The 13,652-nt window shown below is 68.0% G+C and carries 9 protein-coding genes; 6 read left to right on the top strand and 3 right to left on the bottom strand.

Annotated features, from left to right (window positions below; all coding sequences use genetic code 11):
• Positions 1-22 precede the first annotated feature (22 nt).
• Both pheT and pheS read right to left on the bottom strand, forming a co-directional pair.
• Complete coding sequence (gene pheT, locus OPU66_RS02395; RefSeq protein ID WP_498552014.1) at positions 23-2,446, bottom strand: phenylalanine--tRNA ligase subunit beta; 2,424 nt, start codon at positions 2,444-2,446, stop codon at positions 23-25.
• Entirely contained in the window at positions 2,443-3,537 is a 1,095-nt protein-coding gene (gene pheS / locus OPU66_RS02400) for a phenylalanine--tRNA ligase subunit alpha (protein ID WP_498552015.1), read from the bottom strand. Before pheS ends, pheT begins: the two co-directional genes overlap by 4 nt.
• A gap of 134 nt (positions 3,538-3,671) precedes the next feature.
• On the opposite strand from pheS, the gene OPU66_RS02405 reads away from it, so the two are divergent.
• Entirely contained in the window at positions 3,672-5,507 is a 1,836-nt protein-coding gene (locus tag OPU66_RS02405; RefSeq protein ID WP_498552016.1) for a DUF885 domain-containing protein, read from the top strand.
• A 226-nt stretch (positions 5,508-5,733) separates the two neighbouring features.
• Here the strand turns inward: OPU66_RS02405 and OPU66_RS02410 are convergent, their stop codons facing one another.
• A complete protein-coding gene (locus OPU66_RS02410; RefSeq protein ID WP_498552017.1) occupies positions 5,734-7,317 on the bottom strand; it encodes a lysine--tRNA ligase in 1,584 nt (527 codons plus the stop codon).
• Positions 7,318-7,355: 38 nt separating this feature from the next.
• On the opposite strand from OPU66_RS02410, the gene OPU66_RS02415 reads away from it, so the two are divergent.
• The 5 genes from OPU66_RS02415 to OPU66_RS02435 all read left to right on the top strand — a co-directional run bounded on the left by OPU66_RS02415 (position 7,356) and on the right by OPU66_RS02435 (position 13,652).
• Complete coding sequence (locus tag OPU66_RS02415; protein ID WP_498552018.1) at positions 7,356-10,079, top strand: ATP-dependent DNA helicase; 2,724 nt, start codon at positions 7,356-7,358, stop codon at positions 10,077-10,079.
• A complete protein-coding gene (locus OPU66_RS02420; protein WP_498552019.1) occupies positions 10,076-10,612 on the top strand; it encodes a SixA phosphatase family protein in 537 nt (178 codons plus the stop codon). Before OPU66_RS02415 ends, OPU66_RS02420 begins: the two co-directional genes overlap by 4 nt.
• Before the next feature lie 97 nt (positions 10,613-10,709).
• A complete protein-coding gene (locus OPU66_RS02425; RefSeq protein WP_498552020.1) occupies positions 10,710-11,555 on the top strand; it encodes an aldolase/citrate lyase family protein in 846 nt (281 codons plus the stop codon).
• A 1-nt stretch (position 11,556) separates the two neighbouring features.
• Positions 11,557-13,029 carry a murein biosynthesis integral membrane protein MurJ gene (murJ, locus tag OPU66_RS02430; protein WP_498552021.1) on the top strand — a complete coding sequence of 491 codons (1,473 nt, stop codon included), beginning with the start codon at positions 11,557-11,559 and terminating at the stop codon, positions 13,027-13,029.
• The gene (locus OPU66_RS02435) at positions 13,026-13,652 is read left to right on the top strand and encodes a sugar transferase (RefSeq protein WP_498552022.1); all 627 of its coding nucleotides are present in this window, start codon (positions 13,026-13,028) and stop codon (positions 13,650-13,652) included. Before murJ ends, OPU66_RS02435 begins: the two co-directional genes overlap by 4 nt.

Here is a 13,652-nt window from a genome sequence, read left to right on the forward strand (position 1 = left end):
CGCCCTGTTGCGGCCCCGCCGATCAGGCGCGCAGCGTCGCGCCCAGCTTGGCCGCCGCCGCCACGATCCGCGCCGAAATGCCGGCCAGATCCTCGTCGGTGAAGCTCTTGTCCGCCGGTTGCAGCGTCACTTCGACCGCCAGCGATTTCTGCCCCTCGGGCACGCCGGTGCCGGTGAAAAGATCGAACAGCCGCGCGGCGGTGATCCGCGCCTTGTCCGCTCCGCGCACCGCGCGCACCAGCGCATCGGCCGCCAGTTCGGCCGGGGCGATGAACGCGAAATCGCGCGTCACCGCCTGCAGTGCCGGGGGCTGATAGGCCGGGCGCTGGCGGGTCGCGCCGCGCCGTGCCGGCACCGCGTCCAGATAGATTTCGCCCGCCACCACCGGCACCGCCAGATCGAACCGCCGCGCCAGCGCCGGATGCAGCGCGCCGAACGCCGCCAGCACGGTTTTCGGGCCAAGCCGCAGCGTTGCCGACTGGCCGGGATGATAGCTGTCGCCGGCCTCGCCCATCACCTGCAGATTGTCGACCGGGGCCCCCGCGGCATCGAGCAGCGCCATCGCCTCGGCCTTGGCATCGAACGCATCGAAGGGCTGCGCCCGGCCGCTCGCCCAGCCGCGCGCCACGCGCTCGCCGGCGAGCACAAAGCCCAGGGTCAGCCGCTCGCCATCGGCCAGATAGCGCCGCCCCAGTTCGAACAGCCTGACGCTCTTCAGCCCCCGGTCGATGTTGCGCCGCGCCGCCCCCAGCAGGCCGGGCAGCAGCGACGGGCGCATCACCTTCAGATCCTCGCTGATCGGGTTGGCGAGCAACCATGCGCCGCCGCCCACCGCCCCGGCCTCGGCCTCCGACAGGAACGACCAGGTGATCGCCTCGTTCAGCCCGCGCGCCGCCGCGGTGCGCCGCACCCGCCGCTCGACCAGCTGTTCGGGGCTGGCGGTCGGCCGGGCGACGCCTTCGGCGCGCGGCAGCGGCGTCGAAGGCACATGATCGATCCCGGCGATGCGGATCACCTCCTCGACCAGATCGGCCGGGCCGTCGATATCGCGCCGCCAGCTCGGCACGGTGACGCGCAGATCCTCGAACCCGCCATCCGGATCGACCGGATCGCCATTGCCGTCGAGAGGCTGGACGACAAAACCCAGGCTTTCAAGAATCTCGATCTGGCGCGCGGCCGGCACCGCCATGCCGCCCAGCGTTTCGGCCAGCGTCGGGTCATAGCCGATCACCCGGGCCGAAAGCGGCGGCGTGCCGCTGCGCGTGGCCTCGCTTGCCGTGCCGCCGCACAGCGCCAGCACCAGCCGGGTCGCGATATCCAGCCCCTCGTCCAGAAACGCCGGATCGACGCCGCGTTCGAACCGGGTGCGGGCATCGCTGGTCAGCATCAGCGCCTGGCCGGTGCGGGCGATATGTTCGGGATCGAAATAGGCGCATTCGATCAGCACGTCGCGGGTGTCGTCGGCACAGCCCGAATGTTCGCCGCCCATGATGCCGCCGATATCATGGACGCCGGCAGGATCGGCGATCACCGTCATGCCGTCGGTCAGCGCATAGGTTTTGCCGTTGAGCGCGAGCACGCTTTCGCCGTCCCGCGCCTTGCGCGCGACCAGCCCGCCCGACAGTTTTGCCATGTCATAGACATGCAGCGGCCGCCCCAGCCCCAGCATCACGAAGTTGGTGATGTCGACCAGCGCCGAAATCGGCTTTTGCCCGACCGCCTTCAGCCGGCGTTGCAGCCAGTCGGGCGAGGGGCCGTTGGTCACGCCGCGCACCGCGCGGGCGTAAAATGCCGGGCAGCCGGCGGCATCGTCGGTGCGCACGTCCGGCCCCGCGCCCTGCGCCACGATGGCGGGGAGACCCGCGACCACCGCGTCGAGCGGCTTGAGCGTGCCAAGGCCCGCCGCCGCCAGATCGCGGGCAATGCCGCGCACGCCCATGCAGTCCTGCCGGTTGGGCGTGATCGCGACGTCGATCACCGGATCGTCCAGCCCGGCATAATCGGCAAAGCCGGTGCCGATGGGCGCGGTTTCGGGCAGTTCGATGATGCCGTCATGATCGTCGCCCAGCTCCAGCTCGCGCGACGAACACATCATGCCGTTCGACTCGACGCCGCGAATGGCGGAGACCTTCAGCTCCATGCCATTGGCCGGCACCACCGCACCGGGCAGGCCGAGCACGCCGACCATGCCCGCACGGGCATTGGGCGCGCCGCACACCACCTGCAGCGGGCCATCGCCGCAATCGACGCTCAGCACCTGCAGCTTGTCGGCCTGGGGGTGGCGCGCGGCGGTCAGCACGCGGGCGACGCGAAAGCCCGCCAGCCGCTCGGCCGGATTTTCCACGCCCTCGACCTCAAGCCCGATCCGCGTCAGCGCGGCGAGGATGTCGGCCAGCGCGGCGTCGGTTTCGAGATGCTCCTTGAGCCAGCTCAGGGTGAACTTCATGCGCCCACTCCCCCGCTCAGCGTGGGCACGTCGAGCGCGGCAAAGCCATAATGCCGCAGCCAGCGCAGATCGCCGTCGAAAAAGGCGCGCAAATCATCCATCCCGTATTTGAGCATCGCCAGCCGGTCGACGCCGGTGCCAAAGGCAAAGCCCTGCCATTCATCCGGATCAAGGCCGCATGCCTCGATCACCCGGCGGTGGACCATGCCGCTGCCCAGCACCTCCATCCAGCCGCCGCCCGGCGCGTCGCCGCTGCCGCCGATCACGCGCTTGCCGTCCTTCCAGGTGAAGCCGACATCGACTTCGGCCGACGGCTCGGTGAAGGGGAAATAGCTGGGGCGCAGGCGCAGCACGATGTCGTCGCGCTCGAAAAACGCCTTGAGGAACGTCTCCAGCGTCCATTTCAGATGCCCCAGATGGATGCCGCGATCGATCACCAGCCCTTCGATCTGGTGGAACATCGGCGTGTGGGTGGCATCCGAATCCGACCGGTAGACCCGCCCCGGCGCGATGATGCGGATCGGCGGCTTTCCGGCCGTCATCGTGCGGATCTGCACCGGGCTGGTATGGGTGCGCAGCAGCATCCGCCGCGCCGCATCGGGCGCGTCGGGGAAATAGAAAGTGTCGTGCATCGCCCGCGCCGGATGCGTCTCGGGAATGTTGAGCGCGGTGAAATTGTGCCAGTCGTCCTCGATCTCCGGGCCGCTGGCGACGGCAAAGCCCAGATCGGCGAAGATTTCCGCCAGCTCGTCCATCACCTGGGACACCGGATGGATGCTGCCGCGCGGCCGCTCGGGCGCGGGCAGCGACAGGTCGACCCGTTCCGAGGCCAGCCGCGCGTCGAGCGCCTGCTGCTCGAGCGTCGCCTTGCGTTCGGCGATCGCGGCGGTCACCGTCTCGCGCAGGCCGTTGATGCGCGGTCCTTCCACCTGCCGCTGTTCGGGGGACATCGCCCCCAGCGTCTTCAGCAGCGCGGAGACGCTGCCCTGCTTGCCCACAAGCGCGACGCGCTCGGCATCGAGCGCCTCAAGGGTGGGCGCGGCGGCGATGGCGGCAAGCGCCCGGAGCTGAAGCTCGTTGATCTCGGTCATGGCGCTTTTCCCAAAGCAAAAGGGGGCGGGGCATGCAAGCGCGCGTGCAACGCCGCATGCCCGGCGCGGCACGGTCTTCCCAAAGCGTGCCGGGCTGTCTTATATACATCATACAGTTGTTTCAGGGAGAGAAAATGATGCGTATGTCCATGCTGCTTGCCTCGGCCGCACTCGCGCTGGCGGCAGCCGGGCAGGCGGCGGCCGCACCCGCACCCGCGCGCGAACAGGCGGCCCCTGCCGCCGCCAAAGCCTCGGCGGCCGATGCGGCGCTGACGCGGCTGTTCGCCGACAGCGATGAGGAAAGCCTGAGGCTCAACCCGATCTCGGCGCTGTTCCGGGGCGACATGCGCTATGCCGACCGGCTCGGCGATTTCGGCGACGACCGCTGGTATGATGCGCTGCGCCGCGCGGCTGAACAGGATCTCGCCCGGCTGCGCGGCATCGACCGCGCGGCGCTGACCCCGGTCAACCAGATCGCCTATGACGTGTTCGAATGGCAGACGCGCGACACGCTGCGCAGCCTGTCGCCAGAGCTGCTGGCGCTCACCCAGGTCCGCCCGGTCGATCATTTCTTCGGCTTTCACGTCTTTTATCCGGGGCTGGCCTCGGGCAAGGGCGCGGCCCCGTTCAAGACGGTCAAGGATTATGAGAACAACCTCGCCCGGCACCGCGATTATGTCGCGCTGCTCGACCGGTCGGTGGCGCTGTTCCGGCGCGGCATGGCCTCGGGCGTCGTCCAGCCCCGGCTGGTCGTCGACAATGTGATCGGCCAGCTCGACCTGCAGATCGCGCAGGGCGTCGAGGACTCGACCTTCTATCTGCCGGTCAAGGCGTTTCCGCAGGATGTGAGCGCCGCCGATCAGGCGCGGCTGCGCGCGGCGACCGCGGCGATGATCCGCGACCAGATCCTGCCCGCTTATGTGCGCCTGCGCGATTTCCTGAAGAACGAATATCGCCCGGTTGCGCGCGACGGCGTCGGCCTTGTCCATATGAAGGGCGGCAAGGCGCTTTACGACTATCTGATCACCAGCAACACCACGCTGGAGATGACGGCGGATCAGGTGCACGATATCGGCCTGGCCGAGGTCGCCCGCATCAAGGGCGAGATGGACGCGATCCGCATCAAGGTGGGTTTCGCCGGCACGCTGCCGCAGTTCTTCGAGCATCTGCGCACCGATCCGCGCTTCCGCCCCGCCGACCGGGAAAGCTATCTTCAGGGCTTTTACGCGATCGGCAAGCGCGTCGACCAGCGCATCCGCGAGCAGTTTTCGACCATCCCCAAGACGCCGCTCGAAATCCGCTATTACGAGCCGTATCGCGAGAAGAACTCGGCCGGCGGCTCCTATGAGCCCGGATCGCCCGATGGCAGCCGGCCGGGCATCTTCTATTTCAACGCCTATGACCTGCCGTCGCGCTCGGTCGTCGGCATGGAAACGCTCTATCTGCACGAAGGCGCGCCGGGCCATCATTTCCAGATCGCGCTGGCGCAGGAAAATGAGGCTCTGCCGGCGTTCATGCGCTTTGGCGGCAACACCGCCTATGCCGAGGGCTGGGGGCTTTATGCCGAACAGCTCTGGGCGGAACTGGGGATGGAAAGCGACCCCTATCAGCGGTTTGGCGGGCTTGACGACGAGATGCTGCGCGCGATGCGGCTGGTGGTCGACACCGGCATCCATGCCAAGGGGTGGACGCGCGATCAGGCGATTGACTACATGCTCGCCAATTCGGGCATGAGCCGCACCGAAGCGACGGCCGAGGTCGAACGCTATATCGCCATTCCCGGTCAGGCGCTCGCCTACAAGATCGGCCAGCTCACCATCTCGCGGCTCAAGGCCAAGGCGCAGGCGCAGCTGGGGCCGAAGTTCGACGTGCGCGATTTCCACGCCCAGGTGCTGATGACCGGGGCGCTGCCGATGGCGATCCTCGAAAAGAAGATCGACGCCTGGATCGCGGCGAAAAAGGCCGGCTGAGGCGGGGATGTGCCCGGCGCCGTCGCGCTGCGCGACGGCGCCGGGAGTTGTTAGCTGGGAAGAACGGCACCGGCCCGCACCCCCGCCCGGCCTCCCAACGGCAGAATACACTGTGGGAGGCCGGGTGGGGGTGCGGGCCGGTGCCGCCCCCGCGCCGGAAGGCGCGCAACAAACAACCTGCCGAGAGGCGCGCAACACACAACCCGCCGCGCGCCGCAGCGCGAAACTACCCCGCCAGCGCCTCGGCGATCAGCTTGCGGCTGTTCTCGATGCCGTAGAGCGCAAAGAAGCTGCCCATGCGCGGGCCCTGGCTCGATCCGAGCAGCGTCTCGTACAGCGCCTGGAACCAGCTGCGCAGCCCTTCCTTGCCGTAATGGGCCTTGCCGATCTCATAGACCTGATCCTGGATCGCCTGGGTGGGCTCGACATCGCCAAAGCCCTGTTCGGCGAAGCGGGCCAGCGCGGCATCCAGCTCGGCCAGCTGGGCGCGTTCCTCAGCGCTCGGGGCGCGGCGGATCAGCGTCGCGGCGACGAAATCGCGACCATAGGCAACCGCATGGCCGACCAGCCGGTCGAGCGCCGGGTTCGCCTCGGGCGACAGCGCCGGATCGTAGCGGCGCAGAAAACCCCACAGCGTGTCGCGGTCGCCCACGCCCGGCAGGCTGACCAGATTGAGCAAGAGGCCGAAGCTGACCGGCAGCGTTTCCGCCGGCACCTTGCCGTCATGGATGTGGTGGACCGGGTTGCCCAGCTGCTGTTCGATCGGCTGCGACGGATATTTTTCGCGGAACTGCCAATATTCGTCGACCGCGCGCGGAATCACGCCGAAATGCAGCTGCTTGGCCTTTTTGGGCTCACGATAGGCGAAAAAGGCCAAGCTTTCTTCCGGCCCATAGGTCAGCCACTGGTCGAGGCTCAGCCCATTGCCCTTGGACTTGGAGATCTTCTCGCCCTTTTCGTCGAGGAACATCTCGTAATTGAAGCCCTCGGGCGGCCGCCCGCCCAGCACCCGCGCGATGCGCGACGACTGGGTGACCGAATCGATCAGGTCCTTGCCGGCCATTTCATAATCGACGTCGAGCGCGACCCAGCGCATCGCCCAGTCGACCTTCCATTGCAGCTTGGACAGGCCGCCGAGCGCGCTCTGGACGATGCGTTCGCCCTCATCCTCGAACGCGATCAGCCCGGCCTCGGCGTCGATCACCTCGACCGGCACCTGCAGCACCACGCCCGATTTGGGGCTGATCGGCAGCACCGGCGAATAGGTGGCGCGGCGCTCGGCGCGCAGCGTCGGCAGCATCACGTCCATGATCGCGCCATAATGGCGCAGCACCGCGCGCAGCGCGTCGTCGAACCGGCCGCCGGTATAGTAATCGGTCGAGGACGCGAACTCATATTCGAAACCGAACCGGTCGAGGAACGCGCGCAGCATCGCATTGTTGTGATGCGCAAAGCTCTCATATTTGCCGAACGGATCGGGGATGCGGGTCAGCGGCTTGCCCAGATGGGCGCGCAGCATGTCGGGATTGGGAACATTGTCCGGCACCTTGCGCAGCCCGTCCATGTCGTCGGAAAAGGCGATCAGGCGGGTCGGCAGGTCCGACAGCGCGGCAAAGGCGTGGCGCACCATCGTCGTGCGCAGCACTTCGTTGAACGTGCCGATATGCGGCAGGCCCGACGGGCCATAGCCGGTTTCGAACAGCACATGGCCCTTGGCGGGCGGGGCGGCTTCATAGCGTTTCAGAAGCTTGCGCGCCTCTTCGAACGGCCATGCCTTGGACGTCATCGCGGCTGCGCGCAGGTCATTCACTCTTGTTGCCCTTTCGTTCCTGGTTCGCCTAAGGGGGAATGATGGCCTCTTTGCCCTATCCGGCGCTGCACGCAAGCCATGCCGGCATCTGGCTTGCCGATGACGATGGCGCGCCGCGTCGGATCGGCCGGGGCGAGGCGATTGCGCTTGCCGCCGACACGCCGGTCATCCTGCTCAATTCGCCGCTGATGGCCGCCCGGCTGGGCTATCCCGAATTGTCGGGGCTGGATCTGCTCGAACTGTTCGCCTTTGTCCATCCGGCGCGCTTTGCAGTGCCGACGCCGCCGGGGCTGGCGCGCGCGCTCGACCTGTCGCCGCCGGCCACCGAGGATCGGGCGGCCGGGTTTCTGCGCGAGGCGGCGGCGGCGCTGATCGACCGCATGGCCCAGCCCGGCTGGGCGGAGCGCGAGGGGGCGTGGACGGCGTTGCAGGCGCTGGGGCGGCTGCGCTGGCCCTGGGCGGCGGCGATCGGCCGCCACCTCGCCCGGCCCGAGACCGCCGAGCGCTGGCTGTTCAGCCGCCTGCCCGAATGGGAGGAGCGCCCGCCGCGCGCCGCGCCGCGCACCATCCATGTCCCGCCCGCCGCCGCCGAGGACCGGCTGGAGGAGCTGACCGGCAGCGGCGCGGAGCCGCGTCCTGGCCAGCGCGCTTACGCCCGCGCCGCCGCCGCCGCGTTCGGCCCGCGCCCGGCCCCCGATGCGCCGGCGCTGTTGCTGGCCGAAGCGGGGACGGGCATCGGCAAGACGCTTGGCTATCTCGCGCCGGCCTCGCTCTGGGCGGAGGCGGCGGACGGCGCGGTGTGGGTGTCGACCTACACCAAGGCGCTCCAGCGCCAGCTCGACCGCGAAGGGGAGCGGCTCTATCCCGACCCGGCGGTGCGCCGCCGCCGGATGGTGGTGCGCAAGGGGCGGGAAAACTATCTCTGCCTGCTCAATCTGGAAGATGCGTTGCAGGGCGGCTTTGCCGGCCGCGCGGCGGTGTTTGCGCAGCTGGTCGCGCGCTGGGCCGGCTATTCCAAGGATGGCGACATGGTGGGCGGCGATCTGCCCGGCTGGCTGCCGACCCTGTTCCGCCGCGCCGGGGCGACCGCGCTGACCGACCGGCGCGGCGAATGCATTTTCGCCGGCTGCCCGCATTACCGCAAATGCTTCATCGAACGCGCCGCGCGGGCGAGCGCGGATGCCGATATCGTCGTCGCCAACCACGCGCTGGTGATGGTCAATGCCGCGCGCGGGCGCGAAGCCGCCAGCCGCCCGACCCGGCTGGTGTTCGATGAGGGGCATCATCTGTTCGATGCCGCCGATGCGATGTTTTCAACCGTGCTCAGCGGGCAGGAGGCGATCGAGCTGCGCCGCTGGGTGACCGGCCCCGAAAGCGGGTCGCGCGGCCGGCGGCGCGGGCTGGCGGCGCGGCTGTCGGACGTTGCCGGCTATGACGCCGAAGGGGCGGCGGCGATTGCGGCGGCGGCCAGTGCCGCGCTTGCCCTGCCGTCCGATGGCTGGCTGGGGCGGCTGGCCGAAGGCGCGCCGTTCGGGGCGGTCGAGCGGCTGCTCGCGGCGGTGCGCGCGACCGTCTATGCCCGGGCCGAGGGCGAGGATGCCGGCTATGCGCTCGAAACCGAGCTGGCCGAGCCGGGTGGCGCGCTGGTCGAGGCGGCGGGCGAGGCGGCGGCCGCGCTCGAGGCGCTGCACCGGCCGCTTGTGCAGCTCGGGCGGCGGCTGGAAGCGGTGATGGCCGATGCGCCCGACTGGCTCGACGGCCCGGCGCGGGCGCGGATTGAGGGCGCGATTGCCAGCCTTGGCTGGCGGGTCGAAACGCTCGCCGCCTGGATCGCCCTGCTCGGCCGGGTGGGTGGCCCCGCCGATGGCGATTTCGTCGACTGGCTGGCCGTCGACCGGGCCGAGGGGCGCGAATATGATATCGGCATCCACCGCCACTGGCTCGACCCCAGCCGGCCGCTGGCCGAATTGGTGCTCAAACCCGCGCACGGCGTGATCGTGACATCGGCGACGCTCAGCAATGGCGACTGGGCGGCGGCCGAGGCGCGCGCCGGGGTGCCGCATCTGCCGCGCGCCGCCGCGCGGTTCGAAGCGCCCAGCCCGTTCGACTATCCGGCGCAGGCCGAAGTGCTGGTCGTCACCGATGTCAAAAAAGGCGATGTCGCCGCCCTTGCCGGGGCCTATGCCGCGCTGATCGGCGCGGCGGGGGGCGGGACGCTGGGGCTGTTCACCGCGATCCGGCGGCTGCGCGGCGTCCATGCCCGGATCGCCGACCGGCTGGCGCGCGACGGGTTGCCGCTTTACGCCCAGCATGTCGATCCGATCGACACCGGCACGCTCGTCGACATTTTCCGCGACGATCCCGCCGCTTCGCTGCTCGGCACCGATGCGCTGCGCGACGGCGTCGACGTGCCCGGATTTTCGCTGCGGCTGGTGGTGATGGAAGGCGTGCCCTGGTCCAAGCCCAGCGTCCTTCACGCCGCGCGCAAGCTGGCGGGCGGCGGCAGCGCCTATGAGGACCGGGCGGTCAAAGCGCGGCTGGCCCAGGCCTTTGGCCGGCTGATCCGCCGGGGCGATGACCGGGGGGTGTTCGTCCTCCTGTCGGGCGCGATGCCGTCCAGGCTGCTGACCGCCTTTCCGCCGGGCACCCCGGTGCGGCGGCTGGGGCTGGCGGAGGCGGTGGCGGCGGTGCGATCACGTCTTTCATCGGTCACAGAAGTCGGGCATGGCGCGACCGGAAATGTGCTGACGGAGCGACGATGACCCGCCTGACGCTGCTGCGCCACGCCAAGTCGAGCTGGGACGATTCCGTGCAGCGGGATTTCGACCGGCCGCTCAACGCGCGCGGGCTGAAGGCGGCGCAGACCATCGGCCGCCACATGCGCGCCGAGGGGCTGGCTTTTGACTATGTCATCGCCTCGCCCGCCGTGCGCGTGATCGAAACGCTGGACGGCGTCTGGGACGGCTATGGTGCCAAGCTGCGCCCGGTGTGGGACCGGCGCGTCTATCTGGCGTCGTGCGTGGCGCTGCTCGACGTGGTGCGCGAGGCCCCGGCCGACGCGCAGTCGCTGCTGCTCGCCGGGCACAATCCGGGGCTGGAGGATCTGGTGCTGATGCTGGTCCCCGACCGCGCCGGCGACGCGCTGCGCGATGCGGTCGAGCAGAAATACCCGACCGCCGCCCTTGCCGAGATCGAGTTTGACGGGCCGTGGAGCACGCTCGCCCCCGGCACCGCCCGCCTCACCCGCTTCGTCCGCCCGCGCGACCTCGACCCGGCGCTGGGGCCTGAGGATTGAGGCGACGGCGTATATGGGATGAAGCCGGGCCGCTTGTGCGGTGATTGGAAACCGGCCATGAGCGGCCATAGAAATATGCGGTTGGCAAGGCTCTGACGTGCGCTTTTTTCTGATTACCAAATCTCCTGCCTTGGCCCGTTTTGCGGTCGCAAATGGCGTCGACCGGATTTTCGTCGATCTTGAACTGATGGGAAAGGTCGAGCGTCAAGGCCATCTGAATACTGTTATCAGCCGCCATTCTCTCTCCGACGTGGTCGCCGTTCGTGAAGCGGTTCCGGACACAGAGTTGATGGTCCGGCTGAACCCGGTTCATGCCGGCTCTGCCGCCGAGATCGATGATACGATTGCCAGTGGCGCTGATATCCTGATGCTCCCGATGTACCGCAGTGTGGCGGAGGTCGAGAACTTCGGTCGTATGATCGATGGCCGGTGTCGCCTGTGCATCCTTGCCGAAACGAAGGAGGCGATGCGTGAGATCGGAGCATGTGCAGCGCTGCCGCAGGTCGATGAAGTGCATATTGGCCTCAACGACCTTAGCCTCGATCTTGGGCATGCATTCATGTTTTCGCCTCTTGCCATGGGGCTCATCGATGTCATGGCGGAACAACTTGTCCGGGTTGGCAAGCCGTTCGGTATCGGGGGGCTGGCTCGGGTAGACGAGGGATTGCTGCCTGCGCGCAGACTGATCGGCGAGCATGTCCGCCTGGGCTCGAGCGCTGCTATTCTATCGCGCACTTTCCATCGCCAGCTTGAGACCGAGGCGGAGATCCGTGCCGATATGGATTTTGGCCGGGAAGTCGAGCTGCTGCGTCAATGCGAGCGAGACTTTATTGCCGCCGGGCCAGTTGCGCTGGAAGCCAACCGGGTGGAGGCATGGCGGATTATTCGCGAGATCGAAGCCTCGCGGGGGAACGCAGCCGGATCAGTGTCTGTCGTGCGGTGATATGCGCTTTCTGAGCCGGATCGGCGCAACGGCATTTGGCGCTGGCGGCGGGCTTGCCCTCGCCCTGATGGCCGGTCGACTATCGGGCCTTGGTCGCGAAATCGTTCTCGCCGAACGGTTTGGCGCGTCGCGCGATGCCGATATTGTCTTCGTGCTGCTTGCTTTGCCTGATCTGCTCGTCAACCTTCTGCTGTCGGGCGGGCTGAGCGCCGCGCTGGTTCCGCGCCTGAAGATGCTTGCTGCGCCCGAGGGCGCGCGGCTGGCTTGGGAGGCATGCGCGGCGGCGATGATGCTGACGCTTGCCCTCGCCGGGATGATCATGATCTGGCCGGGCGGGATCTTTGCGGTTTTCGCACCGGGGATCGTTGCCGAAGGGGATCGGATTGCAGGCACCACTGCCGCGCTGGTTGCAGCGTCGATTCCGCTCGCAGCTCTATCCGGTATTGTGGCGGCCTATCTTGCTGCGGAAGAACGGTTTTTTGTTTCCGGTCTGGGAACGCTCATTTTCAATCTGGCGCTGATCAGCGCGCTGCTGCTGAATCGAGGCGACGGGCTCGTGGTGCTGGCGGTCGCCATCTGCACTGGCGCAGCCATGCGGTTGGCGGCTCAGATTGCCGTCCTCCCCCGGCTGTTCTGGCGTCCGGCGGCGCAACCGGTCATCGATTGGCGGTTCGTCACCACCTTTCTGGCTGGTATTGCGGCGAGCGCACTCACGCTCGCGCCGTCCGCATTGGTGCGCGCGGCGTCATCGCTGATCGGCACGGGCAGCGTGGCGATGTTCAACTACGCACAAAAGCTTGTCGAACTCCCGCTTGGTATCCTGATCACCACGATTGGGACTGTCGCGCTCTCGCGGCTGAGCGGCTATTTCGGAGCAGGCGACGCGCAGGGCGCGCACCGCGATCTGGTGTCGCGGCTGAGACTTGCGCTCATGCTCGCATCGCTCGTTGCCGCCCTCGGCATCGTCCTTGCGCGGCCTGTCGTGTCGATCCTGTTCTTTCGGGGCGCGATGACGCTCGATCAGGTGGAACAGATCGCCCAGCTGACCCGCGTCGCGCTGCTGGGGGTTCCGTTCGCGGCGGTGTCCAGTCTGGCCACGGCGTCCCTGAACGCGCAAGGTGGTGCCGCGCTTGTGCTCAAGGCGAGCGGGGCTGCGTTGATCGGGCTGGTGGTGCTGATGGTGCCGGGCCTCGTCCTGTCATCCGGGCTGGCGCTGATGGCGGCTGTCGTCGGATCTCAGGCGCTGCTCTGCTTCATCCTTGCCCGATATGCGGGAATATGCTTGTGGGGTCCCGCAGGTTTCGCTGACAGTTCGTGGTTCGGCTCGATCGGGATCGCCTTGCTGGTCTCACTCTGCATTGTCTTGCCTGCTTATGTCTGGCTGGAAGGGCGCGATGTTTTGGCGATTGTGGCCGGCGCGGCCGGGTTTCTTGCGGGTGCCGCGACCTATCTGCATCTTGCCCGGGAACGATGAACGGCCGCCTCGCCATGCCTGACAACGATCTCGTGCGCCTCCATGGACCCGGCATCATCGTGCGTTTTGGCAAGCGCGTGTTTGATTTGGTGGCGGCATCGATCGCCCTGGTCGTGCTCTCGCTGCCGATGATTGCGGTGGCGCTCGCTGTCCGGGCGGAAGATGGCGGACCGGTGTTTTTCAGGCAGCAGCGGGTGGGCCGGGGCTGCCGGCCATTCCACATGCTCAAGTTCCGCAGCATGGTGGTCAATGCCGAGAAGATCGGCGGGTTTGCCACCGCCGCCGGAGATGCCCGGATCACGCGGGTCGGCCGGTTCATCCGGCGAACCAGCCTCGATGAGCTCCCGCAACTGCTCAACGTGCTGCGCGGGGACATGAGCCTCGTCGGACCGCGTCCTGATGTGCCGGCTCAGCAGTCGCTTTATCGGCCGGAGGATTGGCGGTTGCGGCACGTCGTCCGTCCCGGCATCACCGGCCTGGCGCAGGCGACATCGCGATCAAATGCCACGGCAGAGGAGCGTACCCAGATGGATCTTGAGTATGCCGCTTCAGCCTCTGTCATGTTCGATATAAAAATCATTCTGCTCACGGTCCGACAGCTTATGAAAAAGTCGAGTAACTGA

The sequence above is a fragment of the Sphingomonas sp. URJC2 genome (assembly GCF_059803575.1).